20 protein-coding genes are annotated in these 22,510 nt (G+C 57.4%); 4 read left to right on the top strand and 16 right to left on the bottom strand.

The window, feature by feature from the left end; all coding sequences use genetic code 11:
• The first annotated feature begins 64 nt into the window (after positions 1–64).
• Positions 65–619, top strand: coding sequence for a polyhydroxyalkanoate synthesis repressor PhaR (gene phaR / locus ACR1XY_RS19335; protein WP_480595551.1), 555 nt, complete (start codon positions 65–67; stop codon positions 617–619).
• Positions 620–630: 11 nt separating this feature from the next.
• Positions 631–1,392, top strand: a complete 762-nt coding sequence (locus tag ACR1XY_RS19330; protein ID WP_480595550.1) for a trypsin-like serine peptidase — start codon at positions 631–633, stop codon at positions 1,390–1,392.
• 3 nt (positions 1,393–1,395) lie between these two features.
• Here the strand turns inward: ACR1XY_RS19330 and ACR1XY_RS19325 are convergent, their stop codons facing one another.
• From ACR1XY_RS19325 to ACR1XY_RS19295, 7 genes are all read right to left on the bottom strand, one after another.
• Positions 1,396–2,610 (bottom strand): DegT/DnrJ/EryC1/StrS family aminotransferase, encoded by a 1,215-nt coding sequence (locus ACR1XY_RS19325; RefSeq protein WP_480595549.1) that lies wholly within the window; start codon positions 2,608–2,610, stop codon positions 1,396–1,398.
• A 113-nt stretch (positions 2,611–2,723) separates the two neighbouring features.
• The gene (locus ACR1XY_RS19320) at positions 2,724–4,028 is read right to left on the bottom strand and encodes an NAD(P)/FAD-dependent oxidoreductase (RefSeq protein ID WP_480595548.1); all 1,305 of its coding nucleotides are present in this window, start codon (positions 4,026–4,028) and stop codon (positions 2,724–2,726) included.
• Positions 4,029–4,036: 8 nt separating this feature from the next.
• On the bottom strand, positions 4,037–5,395 hold the full coding sequence (locus tag ACR1XY_RS19315) for a glutamine synthetase family protein (RefSeq protein WP_480595547.1): 1,359 nt from the start codon (positions 5,393–5,395) through the stop codon (positions 4,037–4,039).
• Entirely contained in the window at positions 5,395–6,075 is a 681-nt protein-coding gene (locus tag ACR1XY_RS19310; protein ID WP_480595546.1) for a type 1 glutamine amidotransferase, read from the bottom strand. The genes ACR1XY_RS19315 and ACR1XY_RS19310 overlap by 1 nt, the downstream gene beginning before the upstream one ends.
• A 58-nt stretch (positions 6,076–6,133) precedes the next feature.
• Positions 6,134–7,453 (bottom strand): glutamine synthetase family protein, encoded by a 1,320-nt coding sequence (locus ACR1XY_RS19305; RefSeq protein WP_480595545.1) that lies wholly within the window; start codon positions 7,451–7,453, stop codon positions 6,134–6,136.
• A 138-nt stretch (positions 7,454–7,591) separates the two neighbouring features.
• Entirely contained in the window at positions 7,592–9,778 is a 2,187-nt protein-coding gene (locus tag ACR1XY_RS19300; RefSeq protein WP_480595544.1) for a xanthine dehydrogenase family protein molybdopterin-binding subunit, read from the bottom strand.
• Between the two features lie 3 nt (positions 9,779–9,781).
• Complete coding sequence (locus ACR1XY_RS19295; RefSeq protein ID WP_480595543.1) at positions 9,782–10,246, bottom strand: (2Fe-2S)-binding protein; 465 nt, start codon at positions 10,244–10,246, stop codon at positions 9,782–9,784.
• Positions 10,247–10,386: 140 nt separating this feature from the next.
• Between ACR1XY_RS19295 and ACR1XY_RS19290 the strand changes: the two genes are divergently transcribed.
• Entirely contained in the window at positions 10,387–11,001 is a 615-nt protein-coding gene (locus ACR1XY_RS19290; protein ID WP_480595542.1) for a TetR/AcrR family transcriptional regulator, read from the top strand.
• Positions 11,002–11,727: 726 nt separating this feature from the next.
• Here the strand turns inward: ACR1XY_RS19290 and ACR1XY_RS19285 are convergent.
• The 9 genes from ACR1XY_RS19285 to ACR1XY_RS19245 all read right to left on the bottom strand — a co-directional run bounded on the left by ACR1XY_RS19285 (position 11,728) and on the right by ACR1XY_RS19245 (position 21,228).
• Positions 11,728–12,000 carry a hypothetical protein gene (locus ACR1XY_RS19285; protein ID WP_480595541.1) on the bottom strand — a complete coding sequence of 91 codons (273 nt, stop codon included), beginning with the start codon at positions 11,998–12,000 and terminating at the stop codon, positions 11,728–11,730.
• A gap of 58 nt (positions 12,001–12,058) precedes the next feature.
• Positions 12,059–12,619 carry a hypothetical protein gene (locus ACR1XY_RS19280; RefSeq protein WP_480595540.1) on the bottom strand — a complete coding sequence of 187 codons (561 nt, stop codon included), beginning with the start codon at positions 12,617–12,619 and terminating at the stop codon, positions 12,059–12,061.
• The gene (locus ACR1XY_RS19275) at positions 12,616–13,011 is read right to left on the bottom strand and encodes a hypothetical protein (protein WP_480595539.1); all 396 of its coding nucleotides are present in this window, start codon (positions 13,009–13,011) and stop codon (positions 12,616–12,618) included. Before ACR1XY_RS19275 ends, ACR1XY_RS19280 begins: the two co-directional genes overlap by 4 nt.
• A complete protein-coding gene (locus tag ACR1XY_RS19270) occupies positions 13,008–14,453 on the bottom strand; it encodes a COG3904 family protein (protein WP_480595538.1) in 1,446 nt (481 codons plus the stop codon). The genes ACR1XY_RS19275 and ACR1XY_RS19270 overlap by 4 nt, the downstream gene beginning before the upstream one ends.
• Before the next feature lie 821 nt (positions 14,454–15,274).
• Entirely contained in the window at positions 15,275–16,786 is a 1,512-nt protein-coding gene (locus ACR1XY_RS19265) for a class I adenylate-forming enzyme family protein (protein WP_480595537.1), read from the bottom strand.
• Positions 16,783–18,204, bottom strand: a complete 1,422-nt coding sequence (gene sauS / locus ACR1XY_RS19260; protein ID WP_480595536.1) for an acylating sulfoacetaldehyde dehydrogenase — start codon at positions 18,202–18,204, stop codon at positions 16,783–16,785. The genes ACR1XY_RS19265 and sauS overlap by 4 nt, the downstream gene beginning before the upstream one ends.
• Positions 18,205–18,262: 58 nt before the next feature.
• Positions 18,263–19,222 (bottom strand): Bug family tripartite tricarboxylate transporter substrate binding protein, encoded by a 960-nt coding sequence (locus tag ACR1XY_RS19255; protein WP_480595535.1) that lies wholly within the window; start codon positions 19,220–19,222, stop codon positions 18,263–18,265.
• Between the two features lie 42 nt (positions 19,223–19,264).
• Positions 19,265–19,720, bottom strand: coding sequence for a tripartite tricarboxylate transporter TctB family protein (locus ACR1XY_RS19250; protein WP_480595534.1), 456 nt, complete (start codon positions 19,718–19,720; stop codon positions 19,265–19,267).
• A complete protein-coding gene (locus tag ACR1XY_RS19245; RefSeq protein WP_480595533.1) occupies positions 19,717–21,228 on the bottom strand; it encodes a tripartite tricarboxylate transporter permease in 1,512 nt (503 codons plus the stop codon). The genes ACR1XY_RS19250 and ACR1XY_RS19245 overlap by 4 nt, the downstream gene beginning before the upstream one ends.
• Before the next feature lie 113 nt (positions 21,229–21,341).
• Between ACR1XY_RS19245 and ACR1XY_RS19240 the strand changes: the two genes are divergently transcribed.
• Positions 21,342–22,418 (top strand): LacI family DNA-binding transcriptional regulator, encoded by a 1,077-nt coding sequence (locus ACR1XY_RS19240; RefSeq protein ID WP_480595532.1) that lies wholly within the window; start codon positions 21,342–21,344, stop codon positions 22,416–22,418.
• The last annotated feature ends 92 nt before the right edge of the window (positions 22,419–22,510 follow it).

The following is a 22,510-nucleotide window of genomic DNA, read 5'->3' as shown; positions in this document are numbered from 1 at the left end:
TTTCTTTTTGTTCTGCACTCGCATAATCTCTGCTGCAACGCATCATCCTTGGGGAGGGCAAACGGTGTCACAACAAGAAAAGCCACTGTTGATCAAACGCTATGCAAGCCGTCGGCTGTATAACACCGAGACCAGCGACTATGTAACGCTGGAGGATATCGCGGCCTTTATCCGCGACGGGCGTGAGGTGCAGATCATCGATCTGAAAACCGGGGACGATCTGACCCGGCAATACCTGCTGCAAATCATTGCCGAGCACGAAAGCCGCGGCGAGAATGTTTTGCCGGTGAATGTGCTGAATGATCTGGTACGCAGCTACATGATCCCGGGCGGTGGGATGATGCCGCAATTCCTGCAAAGCTCGTTCGAGATGCTGCGCGAGAGCCAAAGCAAGATGATGGAAAACATGAACGCTATGAACCCGATGTCGCAGATGCCGGGGTTCGAGGCGATGCAAGCGCAGCAACAGGCATTTCTGAAGGCGATGACGGGTGGTTTGTCGGGCAACTGGTCCGGGCCGGACAAAGATGGCGACGACAAACCAGAGTCAAAAGAAGATCTGGACGACATCAAGAAGCAGCTTGCTGAGCTGCAGAAGAAACTCTCCAAGTTGAACTGACCGCGCCAAGGATGCGCTGGCTGGTTCTGAGTATCGCGTTACTTTGGATGCAGCCCGCGCTGTCGCAGGGTGTCTATTCGGAAAACTGGTCTCCGGTCTGCAGGCTGGGTACCCAGTCCGGGGCCGGGTGTGACGCTATTCGCAGCCGCGAGATTCTGGATGCGGATCAAGCCCCGTGGCGCGCCATCGGGCGGATCAACTTTGCCAGCCGGGATCAGAGGTCCCATTGCACCGGTGTTCTGGTGTCGGATCGGCTGGTTCTGACTGCTGCTCATTGCCTGTATAACACCCCACGACAGCGGTGGATTCCGCCCTCGAGCATCCGGTTCGCCGCCGGATATCAGCGCGGATCAGCCGCCGCGGTGTCCGAAATAGCAGGGTATCGGTTACATCCCGAGCAGGGCATTGACGAGGTGTTTGACGATCGTGCTGATCTGGATTGGGCGGTTCTGGAACTCAGCGAGCCGATAGGTCAGCAGGTCGGGTTTTTGCCGCTTGCGAAAGCTGAGAATAATTCGGCCTTTGTCTCAGGGTATCCTGGGGTGCGGCCACATATACTCAGTCGAACCGAAGCCTGCCCGCCGCGCCGATATCAGGGCGGCGTTATGTCGGCGATCTGCCCTGTGATGATGGGGGATTCCGGTGCGCCGCTTTTGGTGGAAACGGCTACCGGTCTGCAGGTGGCCGCAATCCTGTCCCGCGTTGCCGCAACCCCCGATGGGGTCACAGCTTTTTTCCTATCGACCGAACTGTTCGATCTTGGCTCGCAATAGCCGTCAGGTGCCGTAGACCGGGACCGGGCCAGTCACTTCACCCACCGAGGCCAGTAGGATATCGGCGATCACGTCCAGTTCTGCGCGTGTCAGGCGAACCGGCAGGCGCACATCGCAGGCCTTCATCAGCATGTCACGTGTCTTCGGCAGCTCGAAGGTCTCGGGCAGGAATTGCCAGTTCCAGAAGGCGCGGGCGTTGTCCTCGCTCAGCCCGAAGACCTGAACCTTTACACCGCGTGTTTCAGAGGCCGCGGCAAAGGCGCGGATTTCCGCCTCATCCATTCCAATCAGATTGAACTGGATCGAGTCCGGCGCGCGGCGCTCTGGCGCCAGCGGGGCAGGAACGTCGATGTAATCCGACGTGTTCAGGCGATCCGCCACATAGTCGTGGTTCGCCAACCCGTCCCGCACGCGGCGTGCCAGTTCCGGGATTTGTGGGCGGATCACTGCGGCGCTCAGGTTGCTCATGCGCAGGTTATACAGCGGCAGTTGGTTTTGCCAGCGGGCGAAAGCCTGTTCCAGCTCGGGCGAGTTGTCACCGTGCGGGCCTTTGTGTTTCTTCCAGTTATGCTCATAAGCGCCTGACATGATCACAGCGCGGGCCACCAGATCGGCGTCGTCAGTGATCAGGATGCCACCTTCGCCGGCGTTAATCATCTTGTAGGACTGGAACGAGAAGCAGCCGACCTTACCAATGGTGCCAATATTCTGCCCGTGCCAGGTAGTGCCCAGCGAATGGGCCGCGTCCTCGATCACCGGGATGTCGCGCTCGTTGCACAGGGCCATGATCGCGTCCATGTCGGATGTATGGCCGCGCATGTGACTGATGATCACCGCCTGCACGCCGTCCAGCTTGGCGGCGAAATCCTCCATGTCGATGCGATAGTTCTCGCCCACTTCACACAGAACAGGAACGCAATCCGCATGCACGATTGACGACGGCACGGCGGCAAAGGTGAAGCCGGGGATCAGAACCCGCGCGTCCCGCGGCAGGCCTAGTGCTTTCAACGACAGGAACAAAGCGGCCGAGCAGGAAGAAACAGCCAGCGCGTATTTCGAGCCCAGCAGTGCGGCGAATTCCGCTTCAAGCAGCGCGACCGGAGCATCCTGCGGTGCGGTATAGCGGAACAGGTCGCCCGACTGCATCAGGGCGTCGATGGCTTCGCGGGCGGCTGCGGGGATGGGTTCGGCGTCATGAACGTTTGGAGGAAGCGTCATATTTGGTTTTCCCGAATTCTATATTTGGGAAAGATAAAGCTAATTATCGGGCAATAAAACCCCTCAATCGCCTTATGGGCGAAATTTCACCAATCTGTCGCAATTTCTTAAGGTCAGACCCCGAGGCGATCCCGCAAGGCGAACCACGTCATTGCCAGCACCAGCAGGGGACTGCGCAGGGCGGGGCCGCCGGGGAAAGGCAGGGCGGGCACGCGGGCCATGGTGTCGAACCCTTCGGCCTGCCCCTGAATGGCCAGCGCCATCAGTTGCCCGGCATGGGTCGCGGTGCCGACCCCATGGCCGGAATAACCCGAAGCGGACAGGATGTTCGGTGCAACCCGCGCCAAATAGGGCATCCGCCGCATGGTGATGGCCAAAGTTCCGCCCCAGGCGTAGTCGATCTTGATGTCGCGCAGATGCGGGAAAATCTCGGTCATCGGTTTGCGAACCTTGGCCGCGATGTCAGTGGGGAAGCGGTAGCCATAGCTCTCGCCGCCGCCGAACAGCAGACGGTTGTCAGCGCTTAGGCGGAAGTAGTTTACCACGAACTTGGTATCGGCGACCGCAACATCGCGGGTCAGAACGCGGGCGGCGTCTGCGCCCAGAGGCTCGGTCGCCGCAATGAAGTTGTTGATCGGCATGACGCGCGTCGCCACTTTGCCGTTCAGATCGCCAAGATAGCCGTTACAGGCCAGAATGACGTGGTCGGCGGTCACTTTGCCCTGCGCGGAATGCAAGATGGCCTGAGTGCCTTCCTCAATGCCTGTGACCTCGGTGCATTCGTGGATGCGTACACCGGCTTTCACGGCGGCTTGAGCCAGCCCCAGTGTGAAATTCAACGGGTGCAGATGCGCGGCCCCCATGTCCAGATAGCCGCCGCGATAAGCTGGCGAGGGGCACAGAGCGTGGCCTGCGCCTTCGTCCAGCAACTCCATCTGGTCATAGCCGTACCGGTCAGACAGATGCGCCGCATGGTCATGTAGTTCTTGTTGCTCGCCACTGCTCAGGCCCAGAACCGCCACGCCGGGTTTCAGGTCACAATCGATCTGATGCTTGGCGATCAGTGACTTGACCAGATCCTTGGCATCCTCGGCCAGATCCCAGAGCTTCGCTGCGTCGTCGTTTCCGACCAGTCGCTCAAGGTCTTCCTGATCCATCCGTTGTGCGCTGCCCAACTGACCGCCATTGCGGCCCGACGCGCCGAACCCCACCCGATGCGCTTCAAGCAGCACAACATCGAACCCGGCTTCGGCCAAATGCAGCGCGGCGGAGAGGCCGGTATAGCCTCCGCCCACAATGCAGACATCTGCTTTCACTTCCCCCGTCAGCGCGGGATACTGGTCGATCGGATTGGCCGTCGCGGCATACCAACTGGCCGGATACTCGGCTTTGCGGTCATTGGAATAAAGCAGGTTCATCGTGCGCCTCAGACGTTGATCAGCAGATGCTCACGCTCCCACGGAGAGATGACCTGCAGGAATTCCTCATACTCGGCGCGTTTGACTATGCCGTAGACGCGGGCGAACTCGGGGCCGAGAACTTCGTGCAGCGCGGTGGCCTCGTCGAACAGGTCCAGCGCATTGCCCATGACCTGCGGGATATCTCCGTCGCCTTCATAAGCGTCGCCATAGAACTGACGGCGCGGGCGTTCCTGCTGAGTCAGGCCCAAATAGCCACAAGCCAGCGACAGTGCGATGCCCAGATAGGGGTTGCAGTCCATTCCGGCGATGCGGTTTTCGACACGGCGTGCTTCGGGGCCGGACAACGGCACGCGGATGCCGGTGGTGCGGTTGTCGCGCGCCCATTCCAGATTGATCGGCGCGGCGTGGTCCTTCACATAGCGCCGGTACGAGTTCACATAAGGTGCCATCACCGCCAGACCCGCGGGCAGGTGGTTCTGTAGCCCGGCAATGAAGTGATAAAACGCGTCTGTCTCTCCGCCTTGTGGCCCCGAGAAGATGTTTTGCCCGGTTTCCATTTCAATGATCGAATGATGGATGTGCATGGCCGAACCCGGTTCATCCTCGATCGGTTTCGCCATGAAGGTAGCAAAGCAGTTGTGGCGCAGGGCGGCTTCGCGGATCAGGCGTTTGAAATAGAATACCTCATCGGCCAGCTTGACCGGGTTGCCATGGCGCAGGTTGATCTCCAACTGGCCCGCACCGCCTTCCTGAGTGATGCCGTCGATTTCGAAACCCTGATGTTCGGCGAAGTCATAAATGTCGTCGATCACGGGGCCAAATTCGTCCACTGCGGTCATCGAATAGGCCTGACGTGCCGCCGCCGGACGGCCCGAGCGGCCCATCATCGGCTTGATGCCTTGCGCCGGGTCGACATTGGGCGCGACCAGAAAGAACTCCATCTCAGGCGCGACAACCGGCTTCCAGCCCTTGTCGTGATACAGCTGTACAACGCGTTTCAACACGTTGCGCGGGCTGAAAGGGATCGGGTTGTCGTCCCGGTCATAGGCGTCGTGGATCACCTGCAGCGTCCAGTCGCCGGTCCACGGCGCGGCGGAGGCGGTCGTAAAGTCGGGTTTCAGGATCATGTCCCGCTCGATGAACCCGTCCTCGCCCGCAGCCTCACCCCAATCGCCAGTGATGGTCTGGTAAAAGATGCTGTCGGGCAGGTGGAAATAGGCCTGTTTCGCAAATTTTGACGCAGGCACCGCCTTGCCGCGCGCGATGCCGGGCAGGTCCGAGATAATACACTCGACCTCGTCCAGTCTCTGACCTTCAATGTAGGTCCGGGCTGCCTGTGGCAGCTGATCTTTCCAGTCGGCCATCAGGCCCTCTCTTTCTTCAGAAACTTTGCCATATGTTGCCCGATCTTGGGGTTGTCATCCTTGGCGGGCAGACGGTTGGTCGCGGCCTGCATCAGGTCATCGGGTACTACGCCCTTGCCGCGTGTGTCCATCAGGCCCTTGATAAAGCCGTCACCGTATTCCGGGTGCGCCTGAACGGTCCAGATCGTGTCACCATAGGCCACCATGGCATTTCGGCAGAAGGCGTTCGAACCGGTCACCTCGGCACCTTGGGGTAATTCGACGACCTGATCCTGATGCCAAGCGTTCAGGGACACGGTCTGCCCTTCATAGTCATAATCCGTCCGCCCGACGGCCCAGCCGCCCGAGAACTTTTCGACTTTGCCGCCAAGTGCCTGCGCGATGATCTGATGGCCGAAGCAAACGCCGATAAGGGGCTGCCCGCCTTTCTGGATTTCGCGAATAAGCTTTTCAAGCCGAGGAATCCACGCGTGGTCCTCGTAGGCTCCGTGACGCGAGCCGGTGATGATCCAGCCATCTGCCTGATCCGCGCTTTTGGGGAACTGGTTATCCACGACCGCAAAGGTCTCGAACTCAAAGCCGTTGCCGTCCAGAAGCGTGCGAAACATCGCGTCATAGGCGCCGAACTGGTTGCGCAATTCGTCAGGCGGGTGGCCGGTCACTAGGATGCCGATTTTCATGGGTCACCAAATTTGATCAAATTTATTCTAGCCCACCGAATTAAGGCGGGCAAGGGGGTCAAACCGCTTCGAGATAGCTGAGCCAGTGCTCATCCGACGGGCGCTCATCAAAGCGACGGATTTCCTGCCTTTTGGTCATAGCGAAAAAGCGGATCAAGTCGTTGTGAAAGATGCGCGCGACCAACGGGTCACTTTCAAAGGCGGCGATCGCCGAGGCCCAGTCACCAGCCAGTTGCGGCAGGCCGTCGACTTCATAAGCGTTGCCTGATATCGGGACGGGCGGTTCGGTCTCGTCCTCAATCCCGTTCATCGCGGCACCCAGGACGGCGGCCAGCATCAGGTAGGGGTTGATATCGCCGCCCGCAACGCGGTGCTCGATCCGCCGCGCGGCGGGAGCACCGCCGGGGATGCGGATCGCGGCAGTACGGTTTTCATAAGCCCAACTTGCTCCGGTCGGGGCGTGTGCGCCGGGAACAAGGCGGGTGTAAGAGTTTCCGTGCGGTGCGAAGATCAACGTACATCCTGGCATCGCAGCCAGACATCCGGCAACCGCCCAACGCAGCAGATCGGTGCCCTCGGGGCCGCCATTGTCGAACACGTTTTGCCCCTGATTATTTACGACCGAGAAATGCACATGCATTCCGTTGCCCGCATCGTCTGCGTAAGGCTTGGACATGAACGTGGCGGTGAACCCGTGCTTGCGGGCGAGGCCGCGCGTCAAGGTCTTGAAAAGCCACGTATCATCCGCGCAGCGCAGGGCGTCCTGATGATTCAGGTTGATCTCGAACTGGCCGATGCCGCTTTCCGAGATCGCCGTCTGCGCGGGAATGCCCATCGCGGCGCAGCCGTCGTAAAGTTCGGTGAAAAAGGCGTCGAACGCATCCATCTCGGCCATCGACAGGACCGATTCATCCGCCAGCCTGCGCCCGGTCACCGGGTTGATCGGAGGCTGTGGCTGCGCGCCCGACGCATCCAGCAGGGTGAATTCCAGCTCGGTTGCTGCGATGACGGACCAGCCGCGCTGGGCGTAGCGCTGCAATACCGTGGCAAGAGCGTGCCGGGGGTCACCTGCAAACGGCGCGCCCTTGTCATCGTACAGACACATCGGTACCAGCGCGGTATCCGCCGCCAGCCATGGCATCGGTACCGGGCCACGATCCGTCGGCAGCAACATTCCATCAGCATCGCCGGATTCGAAAACCAGAGGACTGCCGTCGATGTCTGCGCCCCACAGGTCCACGTTCAGCGCGGAAAACGGCATCCGCACCGTCCCTTTGCTGAGCTTGTCGGCGTAAGAGGGCGGCACGCGCTTGCCGCGCATCTGACCGTTGAGGTCACTGGTGGCGACGCGAAAACTGTGCAGGGCGCTCAGGTCCATTGGGGTCTCCATCACTCGGGATGTCCGAGATGTAATCGAGACCGCGCGCCTTGTCACGAAATTTGATCAAATTATTCGATCGCGTTTTTCAAGCGATACGCTCCGCGCCAGAGGGGGATGGCGCGGAGCGAGAGGGCGTCAGACGAAATTGACGCCGTTTTCCACCATCGGCAGAGAGGTAACCTTGACGCCCGAAAGCGCCCGGATCGCGTTGGCAAGGGCAGGGGCCGAGGGAGGGGTGCCGGGCTCGCCAACTCCGGTCGGTGCTTCGGCGGACGGCACGATATGGACGTCGATTTCCGCAATGTCACCGATCCGCAGAGGCTCGTAATCAGGGAAGTTGAACTGGTCCACGGCCCCACCTGTCAGCGTGATCTGGTCGCGCATGACGTGGCCGATACCGTAGCCGATGCCGCCCTCCATCTGCGCCCGCACCACGTCGGGGTTTACGGCGATGCCGCAATCCACGGCACAGGTGACCTTTTCGATCTTGATTCCGTTTTCCGGATCGCCCGAAACCTCGACAACCTGCGCGGCATAGGACCCAAAGGACTTGTGCACGGCAATGCCCTGTGCCCGACCTGCCGGAGGGTTGCCCCATCCCGCCTTTTCAGTGACCAGTTTCAGCACTCCCGCTTTGCGTTGCTGATCCGCGTCGCTGGTGTCGGCCAGATGCGCCAGGCGGAACTCGACCGGGTCGCGGCCTGCGGCTTCGGCGACCAGATCCATCATGGTCTCCATCGTATAGCCGGTGTGGGTATGGCCAACCGAGCGCCACCACAGAACCGTCGTGGCTTTCGGTGTATCGGTCAGCCCCAGCGACATGCCGGGGATCATGTACGGGCTGTCGGCAATCCCTTCGATCGAACTGTGATCGATACCGTCATGCACCAGAGCTGCCTCGAACGGTGTACCTTTAATTACCGATTGCCCGGCGACCTGATGCTGCCATCCGACGATATTCCCGTCGGCATCCAGACCCACGCGGACCTTATGGCCGAAGGCGGGGCGATAGTAACCGCTGCGGATGTCATCTTCGCGCGTCCATACCAGCTTCACCGGGCGCGAACGATCAGTGACGGCAAAGGCCAGCGCGGCCTCGACCTGATAATCCGCGTCCGGGGTTGCGCGACGTCCGAACGAGCCACCGGCCAGCATCGTCTTGATGTGAATTTTTTCGGGTGGCAGTTGGAATATCTGCTGATAGGCCATATGCGGCCCGGTCGGCATCTGCGCGCCATCATGCAGTACTATATCACCGTCGGCGGTCTGCTCGATGGTGCAGTTCAGCGGTTCCATCGGCGCGTGGGCCAGCAGCGGGAAGTAGAAGGTCTTTTCGACGACCTTGTCCGCCCCGTCGATAGCCGCCGACACCGCTGCCATATCCGCCTTGTTCACGTTATAGGTGGGTTCGGCGTCCAGTGCGGCCATGATCTCGGCTTTGATCTGGTCCGAGTCGCGGGTCTCAGAACCGGACATGTCCCATTCGACTTCAATCGCGTCGCGCGCCTGAATTGCGGCCCAGGTGTTTTCGGCATAGACCGCGATGCCTGCCTGATTGGGCAGAACGGCGGCGTTGATATAGCCTTTGACCTCTTTTGATGCGCTGTCATCAAAGCCCTTGGCAATGCCACCCTTCGATTCTGGTCGCTTGATCATAGCAACCATCTGGTTCGGCAGGTGAACGTCCATGGCGTACATCGCCTGGCCGTTCCCTTTGATCGCCGAGTCCTTGCGGCGGACGGCTTCGTTGCCGATCAGACGGAACTCGGACGGGTCTTTCAGGCGTGGTTCAGTTGGGGCTTCCAACTGCGCGGCGGCGGCCACGAAGTCCGCAATCGGGGCCGACTTGTCGCCTGCCTTGACGATGCCTTCCTCGATGGTGATGCCGGATGCATCAACGCCCCAACTGTCGGCGGCGGCGTTGATCAGCATCTCGCGTGCGGCAGCACCGGCCTGGCGGTATTGCAGCCACGAGTTCGCCATCGCGGTCGAGCCACCGGTTCCCTGGAAGGGGCCGAACAGCAGGTTGTTATAGACGTTCGGATCAGAGGGCGCGAATTCGTATTCGATCTGATCCATGGTCAGGCCGATTTCCTCGGCAATCAGTGTCGGCAGGCCAGTCGCAGGACCCTGACCCTTTTCAAAGTGTTTGACGATGGCGGTGACGGTGCCGTCCGCATCAATCTTCACGAACGGGTTGAACTGAGCGGTCTCGGACGACGCCGCCGCAAGCGCCCCATCAGGGTGCGCGCCAACCAGCAGAACGGCACCGGCAGCAGCGGCACCTTTCAGAAATCCACGGCGGGAGGTGTTGATGGTCATGGATCAGGCCTCCAGAATTTCAGATGCGCGTTGGATACCGGCGCGAATGCGTTGATAGGTGGCACAGCGGCAGGCGTTGCCAGACATGTATTCGTCAATTTCTTCGGCTGACGGTTTCGGGTTTTCCGACAGCAGGCCGACCGCCGACATCACCTGACCCGACTGGCAGTAACCGCATTGAATCACGTCCAGCTCGACCCAGGCCTGCTGGACGGCCGCACCAATCTTGTCGTCACCGACCGCTTCGATCGTGGTAACCTCGGCATCTTCGACTTCTTCCACAAAGGTCTGGCACGAGCGCACAGGCTCACCATTCAGATGCACGGTGCAGGCACCGCAGGATGCAACACCGCAACCGAATTTGGTTCCGGTCAGCTTAAGTTCATCCCGGATCACCCACAGCAGGGGTGTGCCGGGTTCGGCATCGACCGTGTGGGTCTCGCCGTTCAGTTTCAAGGTCAAGGCCATGAGGGGACTCTCCATGTTGGGCTGGTTACCTGAGTCGGTAAACTGGCGGGTTTACCGTATGCTACGTTTCCTCCAGTGTAAACCCGTGAGTTTACCTAGTGTTTGACCTTGCTCTGTCAATGGGTCTATAGCTTTGAAACATGAGCGATTGTTGCGCACCGAACGCGTCCAAACAGGCCCAGATCATCGAAGCCGCCGTGGCCGAATTCCAAGAGAAGGGGTTCGCAGCCGCCAGCATGGACCGCATATCCACCCGCGCCGAGGTTTCCAAGCGCACGCTGTACAAGTACTTCGAGAGCAAGGAAAATCTGTTTCGTTCGATCGTGATCGAACTGTCCAATCGGTTTGCTGCCGTGCTCGACATCAGGTACCAACCAGGCCGAGATATCCGCGAGCAATTGACCGAGCTTGCCTGGGCCGAGGGGCGGATTCTGATGATGCCCGAGGTTATCGCCATGGCGCGGATGGTGATCAGCGAAACTTTGCGCAACCCCGAGATGGCGGCAGTAGCTCAGGGCAAGCTGGATAAGACGAGGATCTTTGTCGCTATGCTGAAAGATGCCGCAGATGACGGGCAACTGCAGATCGAAGACCCGGAACGAGCCGGGCATGAATTCATTGGCCTGATCAAAGCCAAGGCCTTCTGGCCGATGATGTTCACCGGTGACGTGCTGAGCGAACCGGAAATGACCGCCACCATCGAAAGCAGCGTCGACATGATCCTCAGCCGCTATGGTTCACAGCTGTCAGAGTAGGTGCGGGGTAATCAGCCCAGTCCTTCCATGCTCAGAAACCAGTCTGTCTCAACGTTAAAGAGCAGGAAACCTTGCCGCAGCTAAACGACGGGATCTACTCGTCGGCTCCGTTGCTGAAAAGCGAAGACGCCGTGTTTGTGTCGGCGGCGGTGTTTATGTCGGTCCGCTACTTTCAGGCCGATCCAGGCTGAACGCCCGAGGATGTGTTGGACGTGCATCACGTTTTGCTGAACCTGAATCCCAAGCCGCACGGTGACATTCGAAAACGAAGATGCAACGCTGTCGGACATGCTCATCCTGCCCTAGTGAATGAGGAGCAGAAACTGCCGGTCGTTGTCGTGACCGCTGCCTGGGCATCCGCGGTGCCGCGAACGCCGTTGGCCAGATCATCCAGGCAGCCGGTCCCGAAGATGCCGAATGCACCAAAGCCATCGTGCGCGCCTTTCTAAAGGCTTAGGAAGCTGAAGATGCGGCTGTCGTTGCCGCTTTTTTTTGCTGAGGGGGAACGTACATATCACCGCCTATCACTGCGGTGTCTTTCCAACCGGCGCCAAAGGTCGATTTGCGATTTAGGCCTGTTAGTCGCGGACCTTCTCGAACTTTGAAGGCATGATCTTCCCGGTCCACGAGCTCTGCGCGATGGATGACGGGCAGGGGGTGTTCGTTCGCTTCACCGGTCAGATCAAGCTGAAGAATGACGCGGGTTGGTGCAGCAATAAGTAATACTCAACCTTCAAATTCAACAAATCCGATAAGATCATGGAATACGTTGAGGTTTTCAATCCGGTTGTAGCCGCGCAGGGGGTTGGTCTGATGGACCAGTTGGTCGGGCAAGGCTGGTCGCTTGTTTACTTCGATTTCGGAGAGGGGAAAGCCGGTTCGATCACGGTGAAGAAATCCCTTGTTCAATACCTGTTTCTTAAAGTGAGAATGACGACGGGAGGTACGGTGCCCTGCACCGGTGCCCGCCGTCCGCTCCCGGTAGATACCGGAATGCATCACGTTTTTCTCAGGGGAGAAGGAGCAACGAAACGCAGCTTTCGATTGCTGCCCTGTGTCATTTCGAAGGTTTCCCGATTGCCGAGGCACAATGTGCACCAAAGTCGGACAAGTCATCGCCCAAGTCGCTGTCACCGGTCTCGGCAGCCATTCGGTCGAAGAAAGGAACGTAGGCCACCGCTTCGGACCGCGCCACCTGGCAGAAGAAATCATTCAGAATAGTGGCGTCGCAAAGCTCGGTTCTGTGACAGAAAGTCACCTGACTGTAGAAGTTGTCCAACAGGACAAGCGCTTCGCGTATCTGGTGATCGGCCTCGTGCCGGAAAACCTCCTGGCTGAGAGCGGCCCGGTAAGCCCTCTCTGAAATTCCGCCATTTGTCAGCAACTGGACCAGTTCCGGACGCTCGGACCAGAATTCATGAAGGGCCAGACGGGCTGCCACATATCTCGCGCTGCCATATTCTTCGATATAGGACAGGGATCTGCTTTGGGCTTCTTTATGCGCGATCTCGCTGCGCTCCTGAAAATAGCGTATTCCGCCAAAGCAAATCGCTATGATGCTGAAAACTTTGAAGCAGATGTCTGCGATCTTGTCGAAGTTGGCGAGTGGTTTGCTCATGGTGCCCTAACCACCACGCGGCAGCCATCGGGGTAAAAGGCGACGAGGCTTGCAACGACTGGCAAGGTTTGACCCGCGATACAGGCGAGGTCTTCGCGGGTCAGAACAACGACTTCGTCGGGAATATCCTGCTCTTCAACGATCCTGATGTCTGGCGCGGCATTCAACGTCATCTCCATGAAGCTAATAGTCTCGCCGGTTCGCTCGGATCCGCAGTCACCGGGCCTGATGAACAAAGTGTCCTCAGAGGAAGACAGGTAGCGGTCCGCATTTCTGGCAAGGCAATCGATTTGAGCGCCAGACATGAGGAAGAATGCGTCGTCCTGTGCGGCGGCAAGGCCCGGCACCAGAGTTGTGGCGCTCAGCAGTAGAATCCTGATAGAAGATATCATTCTGTAAACTCTTCCATGGACTTGTATCCGGCCACGCTGAAGCTGCCGATGCAAAACATGCGCTCCGTTGCGCTGCTTAGCCAACAATCTTTGTTGAGCCAGCCATCTTCAGGAGCAGTCAGGGTCTGGGCCGCATCGTTGATCGCCTTGTTTGTTTCTTCCGGCAGGTCCCAGCTCTCGATTTTTTGCGCCGGTGATCCGTTCAACGTGTCGGCCTGACTGGTCCCGGATATAGCCTTTTCCACAACAGTCTGGCTGCCCGATGGCCAATGGAACCGCCAGACGTTTTCTACGGACAAATCAGCGAGCCTGGTCTTCACGGCCTCCCAACGGCAAGGGTCCTGATCGCTCAACCTGCCATCGGCGAAAACCAGGCAAACAGCCTCGGCATCTATGCTTTTTTCAATTCTCGCAATTCGGGCAGGTGGCTTACCATCGGGGTTGAAAAGCGTAGTGATCGGGGTTTGCGGATCGTACATTTGGTAAGGATAGACCCCTTCATACTCGGTGATCGAGTGGATTGCGCGATGTGTCAGAGGCCCATAGCGATCATATTCCGAGACTGCTGACTGGAAGATTTGGCAAGGCATCGACCGCTCTCCGCGAAAACCGTCGGGCAGCGTGCCGGTCGTTACCGAGCCTTCGCTTTGGATCGCCACTTTTTCTGCTTTGGTAAAAATCGGCAACAGGTTGTCCTGGAGAAAATATTCATGGTTGTAGCAGGCATTGATCACTGAGACCGCATCAAGCTTGTCTTGCGGCGCGACAGGGGCGATGGCAATACCCCAACGTGAGGCTTCACCAACGGTTCTCACGAAAAGCATGTCGTCGCTGGGCGTGTTCAGCATGCGCAAGACGAGACTGCGCTGAATGTTCATCTGATCTCCTCGTTCCAAGAGGAAGCCAATGTTTGCCAGCGCCACTTCGAATGCCTGCTGAACAATCTGTGCCGAGTACTCCCGCTCAGGGACCTCGATAAAAGGTGCGTGGAAGCCCAAGCTGCCAAGTGGATGCAATTGGCGGAAGGGAATTGGGCCCCCATCACCTTGCGTATCATTTGTTCCACCCATAAACGCCACCGCGCAGGCCGAAAGGCATTGGGCATCTTTTGGAACGGCACTTCCGATCTGCTCGCTCAACAAATACTGGGCGATCTTCACACCTTCTGAAAAACTCCCCCCGGGGCTATCGAAACAGACTTTCTTCCAGCTGTTCATCGAATTGGGGTAGTAAAGGTTTGCCTCTTCGGGGTGGTCGGCAGAAAAACTTGCCATGGCTTCGCGAATTCTGTCAGCGTCTCCTGCTTCGATCGGACCTTGAACCGACAGATAACAACGCATTTCCTCATTCGGGGTTTTGGCTAATTCTGCGGCGTGAACGGTGGCGAGCGGGAACAACGTGGGTAAAAGAAGAGCGGTCGAAAGATAGAAGCGATTGGTCACAGAATAGTTCTCTTCTTTTTTGGCATGCCTTTGCTTCTAAACGTGAAATCTGAATGGAATCAACCATACATTGCAATGGCGGGAGGTAATCATCCCTTTCGTGAGGGTTTGAATTTGCTTTAATTGCTTTGCGTCGGTGGCACACTAGTTTCGCTATCCCACGCATGATGCTGTCATCCATCGCATCACGCCTTGCCGCCTCTTCCACGACGTGCCGGATACTCAGACGGGTACATCTTGTTGGTTCATTGCTGGGCAAGGTGTTTTCGCGGGAGGTATGACAAAGTCCTGCAGAAACACCTGCACTTCAAAGTCCCGCCAACTGAATCTTGTCTTACAGTAGGAGATTGGACGGAGCACGGATCTGCAACAGCGGTTTGGCGGCTTCGCGAAACATGCGCTTCGGGGTGTCACTTTCGCCGAAGGAGCAGCCTTGATTTTGGAAACATCCGTCAGCGCGCAAACGCTGGTCACTGGGTCGCGTTCTCGGCCACGGGTACTATTGATGGTCCTAAAGCATTTGAAGTTGGACCGGTCCCGGTGGGGGCAATCAGTCTCTGAGTCGACACGGAAATGCAAATTCAGGAATAACTGAAACCGAGTCCAAAAGCGCACGTTTCTCAGAGCGCCCGCAATTGCCCTTTGCAAATACGACATCCTTTCCCCAACCTGTACTTCGATAGTTTGCGTCAGATGTCTAAAATTGAGATTTTCTGTCCGGCACCTACTGTTAAGCGAACGACCAATCTGCGCATTCTACTATGAGTTTCGCGGTCAAAGCGTACGTCCATAGGACGTGGTCAACTGAATAGTCGTTGGGTCTACATCTTCCGGTTTTCAGCTTTCTCACTAACGATCTCGAGTATCCTGTTTCTTTGGATTTTTCCCGAGGGGCCTTTGGGAAGATCAGACAAGATATGAACTTCATCGGGGGACTTGAAACGACCCAGTTGATCTTCGCAAATTCTCGATAGGCTTTGCGGCGTCAGTTCAGAACCCTCTCGAATTTTTACAGCGGCTTCGACAGTTTCACCGTAGCTTTCGCAGGGGCGTGCAAAAGCTGCGGCTTCAACAACGTCGGGATGAGAATAAAGTGCCTCGTCTATTTCACGCGGCGCGATGTTTTCACCGCCCTTGATGATCAGCTCTTTCAGCCGACCGGTGACAAAAACGTAGCCGTCTTCGTCCATGCGTGCGAGATCACCGGTTCGCAACCACCCATCGGAACTAAACGTGCCTGCAGTTGCATCGGGGTCGTTGAGGTACTCCAACATCACATTTGGCCCACGAATGACCAATTCACCTTCCGTTCCGTGAGGAACAGGTTGAAGGTTCGCGTCGAATACTGCTGCCTCGTTCCCAAATGCGATACCCGGAGAACCAATCTTGCGAACGCCCGGTGGCAGAGGATTGGACAGTATCTGCGCGGCGGTTTCTGTCAGCCCCATAGTTTCCACAATCGGTATTTCGAAACGGTCTTCAAAGGCCCGCTGCACGTCCGGTGCCAATGCTGATGATGCAGAACGACCGAAACGCACACGTTGGCGGGTGTGCGTATCCGGATTTGTATCCGAGTGCAGCAAGTGAGAAATGATGGTTGGTACGACCGAAAACCATGTTGCCTCAATCTTACCCAGATTGTCCCAGAACCGACTGGCAGAAAATCGTTCGCACATGGCCAAAGACCCGCCTGAAACAAGCGTTCCCATGATTGTCACACACAGCCCGTTAATGTGGTAGATCGGCAATACGCAAAACCCGCGATCAACCTCGGTCAACTCGTGAGCAACTGCCGTCGTCCAGCCCCCTGCCAGCAGGCTGGAATGCGTGTGAACCACGCCCTTGGGACGCCCGGTTGTTCCGGATGTGTACATCAACAGAGCATGACTGTCGGACGAGATGCTGTGCAAGTTACCATCGGCATCGGCAACGTCTGTAACGTGCAACTGGGTGATTCCGGAGGGATCGGCTGTCCGTTCGAACAATTCCATTTGTCCGGGATGCACAAAGGCACAACGTGCCCCACTATGCTCCAGCGCATAGGATACGGCGCTGTCGCCTGCGACAAGGTTAATCATCGTTGCCCGGAATCCGCCGTAGAGAACGCCGAACAAGACCTCTAGCGCTTCGCGGCAATTGGGGTAGAGGATCGCAACGCTTTCACCTTTTGCCACACCTGATCCGGTCAACATGACCGCTATTCGGCGGGCTGTTTCGCGCAATTCACCCCAGCTCAAGTCCGGTGCCCCATCCGGGAAAACAAAACCGGTTCCTCCCTGGGTAGCTCTGTATTCCAGCCAATCTCGGACAGTTCCTTTGGGCGGTTCCATCATCGGCCGACCTCCGACCAATAGTCGCCAAAAATCTCCTTCAAGTCTGGTTCACGCGGAGGCGTTTCACGCACGATCTTGGTGGTTTGGACGAAATGCCGCCAATGCAGGTTGGTATCGATGGAATTCCCGCCCCAACTGCCGCAGCCCATCGAAAGCGAAAAGGGCATTCCATTGGTGAAACTGCCACCTGTGGCAAAGGTATGCGCCTGGTTTACGATGACCCGACAGGTGGGCAAGTCACGTCCCAACCCAACAGCGCGGGTGTCGTCATCCGTGTGGATGCCGACCGAATGTCCTGCCCCCTGATGCTCCAGAATGCGAGCGGCAATTCCCTTGGCCTCTTCGAAATCTGCCGCGCGATAGAGAGCCAAAACCCGACTAAGTTTTTCGCCGGACAGTGGATGATCCGGACCTATCCCGTCCGTCTCCACGGCCAAATACTTGGTCCCTTCAGGCACTTTTCCCGCCATCCCCAAAGCTTTGAGCATTTTGTCGGCATCCTGCGCTATGGCAGAACGGTTGAGATGACCATTAGGCCAAAGCCGGGCCACGATGTCACTTGCTTCGGAGGATGGCACCAAGGCACCGCCTTCGCTGGCCATCGCGGCAACGAACACATCATAGATTGCATCAACAACGACCAAGGCATTTTCAGAAGAACAGGACGTCGCGTTGTCAAAGCACTTTGAGGCCGTAATCTTGGCCGCGGCCGCCTGCAAGTCAGCAGTCTCGTCAACAATCACTGTCACGTTGCCAGCACCAACCGCCACAGCTGGCGTACCGCAGGATTGCGCGCGGTGAACATTGTTCTGGCTTCCAGTGCAGATCACCCGATCAACAGTTTCCATCAACCGTTGCGTCTTAGTCTTGGATCCGGGCGCGGGGATCATCTGCACCAGATTGCGATCCAACCCCAGCTTGTCGAATTCAGAGTGGATGTAGTCAATCAACATCTCGCATGACGCCACGCCTTTGGGTGACGGTGCCACCACGATGGAGTTGCCGCTTTTGAGCGCATTGATGATATTGTTCGCAGGTGTTGCCGCAGGGTTAGTCGATGGCACAACCGCGCCGACCACGCCAATAGGACGCGCAATCTCGGTAATGCCGGTTTTCGGGTCGTCGCTGATGATGCCGTGGGTTTTTACTTCAGCGATATCTCGCAAAAGACCCAATGTCTTACGGTGGTTTTTTGTGATCTTGTCGAGAACATTACCCAGCCCGGTGGTTTTAACGGCGGTCTCGGCCAACCTCCGGTTGCGTGCTGGCTCCATAGTGGCCCACCCCACTGCGAGAGCTGCTTTGTCATAAAGCCCCTGACTGCCATGAGCTTCAAAGGCCTCCTGGGCCGCACGAGCTTGCGTTACGATACGATCTACTTCAGCGATTTCTGGGGAAATCTCGTCCTGAGCGTTCATCTTGGTCCTCGATTTTTTGTTCGGGGCGGATCTGCTCCGCCCCGTTTTGATCACCGGATCAGAGGCCGGCCAGCAATTCGTTCAGCGTTTGTTGGCGCTTTGCCCACATCTCGATCACTTCATCACGTGTCATGATGTGCATGGGGGACCCACCGGCCTCCATTTTTTTAGCCACACGGTCGTTGGCAAACATCTCCGGGACCGTCGCCGCCAGTTTATCGATCACCTCAGGCGGTGTACCTTTTGGCACCATCACGCCCCGGAAATTGACCGATGAGTTGTCAACCTCCAGCCCCTGTTCCATCATCGTCGGAACGTCCGGCAGGAACGTGTTGCGTTCAAGATCTGCGACACCAAGGATTTTGACGTTGCCCGCCTCTTGCGCGCGGTACGCATCCGACAGGTTGTTGATACCGCCCATGACTTCACCCGCGATCACTGCTTTCATGGCCGCGGCCCCGCCGCCTTTGGTCGGAATGTAAGCCATTTTGGTTCCTGCTGCTTTGTCGATCTGCAGGGCTGCAATGTGGTGGCCCACAAACAGGCCCGCTCCGGATACCGTCAGCTTGCCGGGGTTGTCCTTTGCATATGCGACCACATCTTCCATCGAGTTGAACTCGCTGTCGGCACCCACAACGAAGACTGCCGGGTCGGCGCCCCAGTTTGCAATGGGCTCAAAGCTGTCGGTCGAATATTCCACACCGCCTTTGATCGACTGGGCGATGAAATGCGGGACGTTATAGGCCGCCAGTGTATAGCCATCCGGGTCGGCTTGAGTTGCAAACCAGTTCCAACCCACGCGCCCGCCTGCTCCAGGTTTATTGATGATTGCGATGGGCATTCCCAGCGCATCCTCGTTCCCGGACGTCATGGTGACAATCCGCGCCTGAAAATCTGTCGCACCGCCCGCGCCATAGCTAACCATCATCATGATCGGTCGTTCGGGGTATTCTTCGGACGCGACGGCACCTGTCAGGCCCATGAGGGCCAATGCGACCCCTGCAAGTATTTGTTTCATTTGCGTTTCCTCCCTTATTTGGCTCACCCGCATCCTGTGCGGTCAGAACAGAATTTCCCTTGGCGTGTAAACGTTCAGAAGCATGGCGAAGAGCCCGTACATGACCGCTACAAAGACTGCGGTGATGACGCCGCGCTTGACCCAGGTTTTGGCTTCGGAATGCGGGGCTGGATCATAGATTGACAGCAGAATGAAAAACGCGATGGTCGTCGCGGTGTAGAAACCCAGCGACTTTGCCGCCCAGAAAACGTAGATCAACGTTACGATCAGCCCCGGCAGCATGTTTATGAACATTGTACGCGTCAAGCCGTTCCCAACCTTGGAAAATCCCAACACCGCTTTGCCAAAGGTCCAGCCAGCCAGAACCACAAAAACCGATGCAATAAGACGCGGGAAAAGGAACGCCTCAGCGGGTTGCTGGGTATAGCTGACCCAAGTCACCCAAAGGCCAACAGCAAAGACCAGACCGGACCCAATCATATGTTGCGAGCGGTTCATGCCTGTGCCTCCTCTTTGGTGGTGTAGCGACGGTGGCGCAGTTCCATCCAAACCGAGTAGGCGATTGAGGCCAGCACCACTGCGATCAGCAACAGGTTCAACCCACCGGTCAGGAAATACGAAGCTTTGCCCACGGTCGCATCAGCGATCATCCCGCCTTGAATGAAGTTGGCTTCAGCGATGGGGCCAAGGATCAACCCCAACACCAGTGGTGCTGCTGAAAAACCAAAACGCTCAAGGAAAAACATGCCTATACCAAGGCAGGCCATGACATAGACATCACCCATCGAGCCCTGCACCGAATAGGCCCCGAAGACCGACAGCGCCAGAACGATGGCTGCCATAACCGACTGTGGAACCTGCGCGACGCGGGCGGCCAGACCGGCGACATAGAGGCCAAAGATACACATCAGGACTTGGCCGATCAGCATGGAATTGATGAAGGTCCAGGCCACGTCAGGGTGGTTGTCGAAGAGGTCCGAGCCCGGAAAAATTCCATGGATTAGCAATCCGCCCAGCAGAACGGCGGCTGTTGGGCTACCCGGGATCGACAAGGTTAGCAGCGGAACCAAGGACGGGCCGACCATCGCATTATTGGCGGATTCCGCAGCAATCACGCCTTCGGAATGGCCCGTACCGAACTTGTCTTTCTCGGCTGAGAATTTCTTGGTCTGATCATAGGCGACCAACCCGGCGATCTGTCCACCAACGCCCGGGATCAGGCCGATGATGGACCCTGTCAATGTGCCGATGCTCAGAGCGCGGGTTCGGCTGAACAGTTCGCGAAACGCAGCGAGGATCGAATGGCGCTGCACTTCGATGATTTCGGCGCCCGTGTTACGGCGACCCTTTGCAAACATCGTCAGCACCTGGGGGATCGCGAACAGACCGATCAGCGCGGCGATAATGTTGATGCCTCCACCCAAAGCAGGGTGAAAGATGAAGCGTTGCGCCCCCATGATGTCGTCAAACCCAATGGTAGCCAGCCACAACCCGATACATCCCGAAAGCAAACCTTTGACCACCGAGGAGGAATCCAGTGTCCCGATCACCGTAACACCCAGAATGGCTAACCAGAACAAGTGCGAGGGACCGAATGCCAGCGCCCATTTGGCCAAAACCGGGGTCAGAAAGATCAACAGGAGCACACCAAAGATGCCGCCCACCGCCGATGCCAGAAACGACAGTTGCAGCGCCCGCGCACCCTGACCCTGTTTAGCCATGGTATGTCCGTCCAACGTCGTCGCTATGTTGGCCGGCGCGCCGGGGATCTTGAGCAATATGGCGCTAACCGCACCACCAGCAACGGTCGAGGTATAGGCGGCGCCCAACAGGATTAGCCCCTGTGCCGCCTCGAGTTGGAAGGTGAAGGGGATCAGAAGAGCGACCGCCATCGTAGGTGACAAACCCGGCGTCGCCCCCAGAATCAGACCCCCAATCGTGCCGCCCAACAGCAGCAAAAACGACAGCGGCGTGAATACGTCTCCGAAGTAATAAATGAATTCCATTCAGGGCCTCCCAACCCGTCGGTCCACACTTTTACTTTTGTTGACAAATCAGGGTAGGCGATGAAAATAGTATTGCAAATGTTTTCATAAATTCGACTGGATGGAAGAATATTATGGCAATTTTTCAAAAAGGTAAGGTAGATATTGTAGCGGTCGCAAAGGCCGCAAAAGTATCGCCATCCACGGTTTCTCGTACCTTCAATCACCCTAACTTGGTCAGCCCGGCGACTCGGAAAAAGATCAACCGAGCGGTGCAAAGGCTGGGGTATATCCGCAATCGGGCTGCGCAAACGATGCATGGCAAGCGATCAGGCACTGTCGGTCTCGTTGTTCCTACGATCAACCACGCCATTTTCGCCGAGGTCATTCAGGCCTTTTCAGATTCCATCGATAAAGCCGGGTTCAGCCTGTTGCTGGCGTCGCATGGGTATGACCTCGATCGGGAATACGCGATGGTTCGCAAGCTTCTGGAGCATCGTGTGGACGGAGTGGCTCTGGTCGGATTGGAGCATTCCGAACCTACCGCGCGGCTGATCGAACAACAGAAAATACCGGCTCTTGCCATTTGGAACTATTCGGAGAATTCCGATCTTCCCTGCGTTGGAGCTGATAATCGGCTGGCGGGGCGTCTGGCGGCTGAGCATCTGCTGGACTTGGGGCATCGCGATATTGGGCTGATCTTTCCCAAAACCTCGGGCAATGACCGAGCTCAACATCGGTTATCTGCCGTCCGTGATGCGTTGAGCGAAATTGGTATTTCCGTTCCCAGTGAACATGAGTCGGAGGCCCCGTACAGTGTATCTCAGGCCAAGCAGGCAGCCTTGTCCCTTTTGTCAGAACGCACTCGCCCTACGGCTCTGCTGTGCGGGAATGACGTCATCGCACAAGGTGCACTGTTTGCAGCCCAGAACCTTGGTTTGAAGGTTCCCAATGACCTTTCAATAATCGGTATTGGTGATTTCAAAGGGTCCGCGGACGTTGAACCGGGGCTCACCACCATTCGCATCCCTGCAGAAACCATCGGAAAGCTGGCTGGCGAAAGGTTCACTGACTACATTACCTCAGACGATCCAGAGCCATTTAGAATCTGCTGCGAATTGGAGCGTGTCGTGAGAGGAACATCTGGTCCGGTGGCGGATTGTTATTCATCCAAGGCAAGTCAATTTCCCCGTGGAACATACGCGGTTTGAACGCTTAGGCTCAGGACCCATTGATTTCCGTATAGCGGCGTGATTCACGGTTCGAAAACGAGCGGTGAACATGTCTGATCTTTTCTGGCTTA

This window comes from Ruegeria sp. AD11(2025) (assembly GCF_056542405.1).
The sequence above is the reverse complement of the archived record's forward strand: the minus strand, read 5'-3'. Positions and strand labels throughout refer to the sequence as shown.

Excerpts from the sequence above, each read along its gene's own strand:
- ACR1XY_RS19245 (WP_480595533.1), bottom strand. The coding sequence starts at position 21,228 with ATGGAATTCATTTATTACTTCGGAGACGTATTCACGCCGCTGTCGTTT.
- ACR1XY_RS19275 (WP_480595539.1), bottom strand. The coding sequence starts at position 13,011 with ATGATATCTTCTATCAGGATTCTACTGCTGAGCGCCACAACTCTGGTG.
- ACR1XY_RS19310 (WP_480595546.1), bottom strand. The coding sequence starts at position 6,075 with ATGAAAATCGGCATCCTAGTGACCGGCCACCCGCCTGACGAATTGCGC.
- ACR1XY_RS19330 (WP_480595550.1), top strand. The coding sequence starts at position 631 with ATGCGCTGGCTGGTTCTGAGTATCGCGTTACTTTGGATGCAGCCCGCG.
- ACR1XY_RS19285 (WP_480595541.1), bottom strand. The coding sequence starts at position 12,000 with ATGCATTCCGGTATCTACCGGGAGCGGACGGCGGGCACCGGTGCAGGG.
- ACR1XY_RS19320 (WP_480595548.1), bottom strand. The coding sequence starts at position 4,028 with ATGAACCTGCTTTATTCCAATGACCGCAAAGCCGAGTATCCGGCCAGT.
- sauS (WP_480595536.1), bottom strand. The coding sequence starts at position 18,204 with ATGAACGCTCAGGACGAGATTTCCCCAGAAATCGCTGAAGTAGATCGT.
- ACR1XY_RS19280 (WP_480595540.1), bottom strand. The coding sequence starts at position 12,619 with ATGAGCAAACCACTCGCCAACTTCGACAAGATCGCAGACATCTGCTTC.
- ACR1XY_RS19265 (WP_480595537.1), bottom strand. The coding sequence starts at position 16,786 with ATGATGGAACCGCCCAAAGGAACTGTCCGAGATTGGCTGGAATACAGA.
- ACR1XY_RS19290 (WP_480595542.1), top strand. The coding sequence starts at position 10,387 with ATGAGCGATTGTTGCGCACCGAACGCGTCCAAACAGGCCCAGATCATC.
- ACR1XY_RS19305 (WP_480595545.1), bottom strand. The coding sequence starts at position 7,453 with ATGGACCTGAGCGCCCTGCACAGTTTTCGCGTCGCCACCAGTGACCTC.
- ACR1XY_RS19325 (WP_480595549.1), bottom strand. The coding sequence starts at position 2,610 with ATGACGCTTCCTCCAAACGTTCATGACGCCGAACCCATCCCCGCAGCC.
- ACR1XY_RS19250 (WP_480595534.1), bottom strand. The coding sequence starts at position 19,720 with ATGAACCGCTCGCAACATATGATTGGGTCCGGTCTGGTCTTTGCTGTT.
- ACR1XY_RS19240 (WP_480595532.1), top strand. The coding sequence starts at position 21,342 with ATGGCAATTTTTCAAAAAGGTAAGGTAGATATTGTAGCGGTCGCAAAG.
- ACR1XY_RS19255 (WP_480595535.1), bottom strand. The coding sequence starts at position 19,222 with ATGAAACAAATACTTGCAGGGGTCGCATTGGCCCTCATGGGCCTGACA.
- ACR1XY_RS19300 (WP_480595544.1), bottom strand. The coding sequence starts at position 9,778 with ATGACCATCAACACCTCCCGCCGTGGATTTCTGAAAGGTGCCGCTGCT.
- ACR1XY_RS19295 (WP_480595543.1), bottom strand. The coding sequence starts at position 10,246 with ATGGCCTTGACCTTGAAACTGAACGGCGAGACCCACACGGTCGATGCC.
- ACR1XY_RS19315 (WP_480595547.1), bottom strand. The coding sequence starts at position 5,395 with ATGGCCGACTGGAAAGATCAGCTGCCACAGGCAGCCCGGACCTACATT.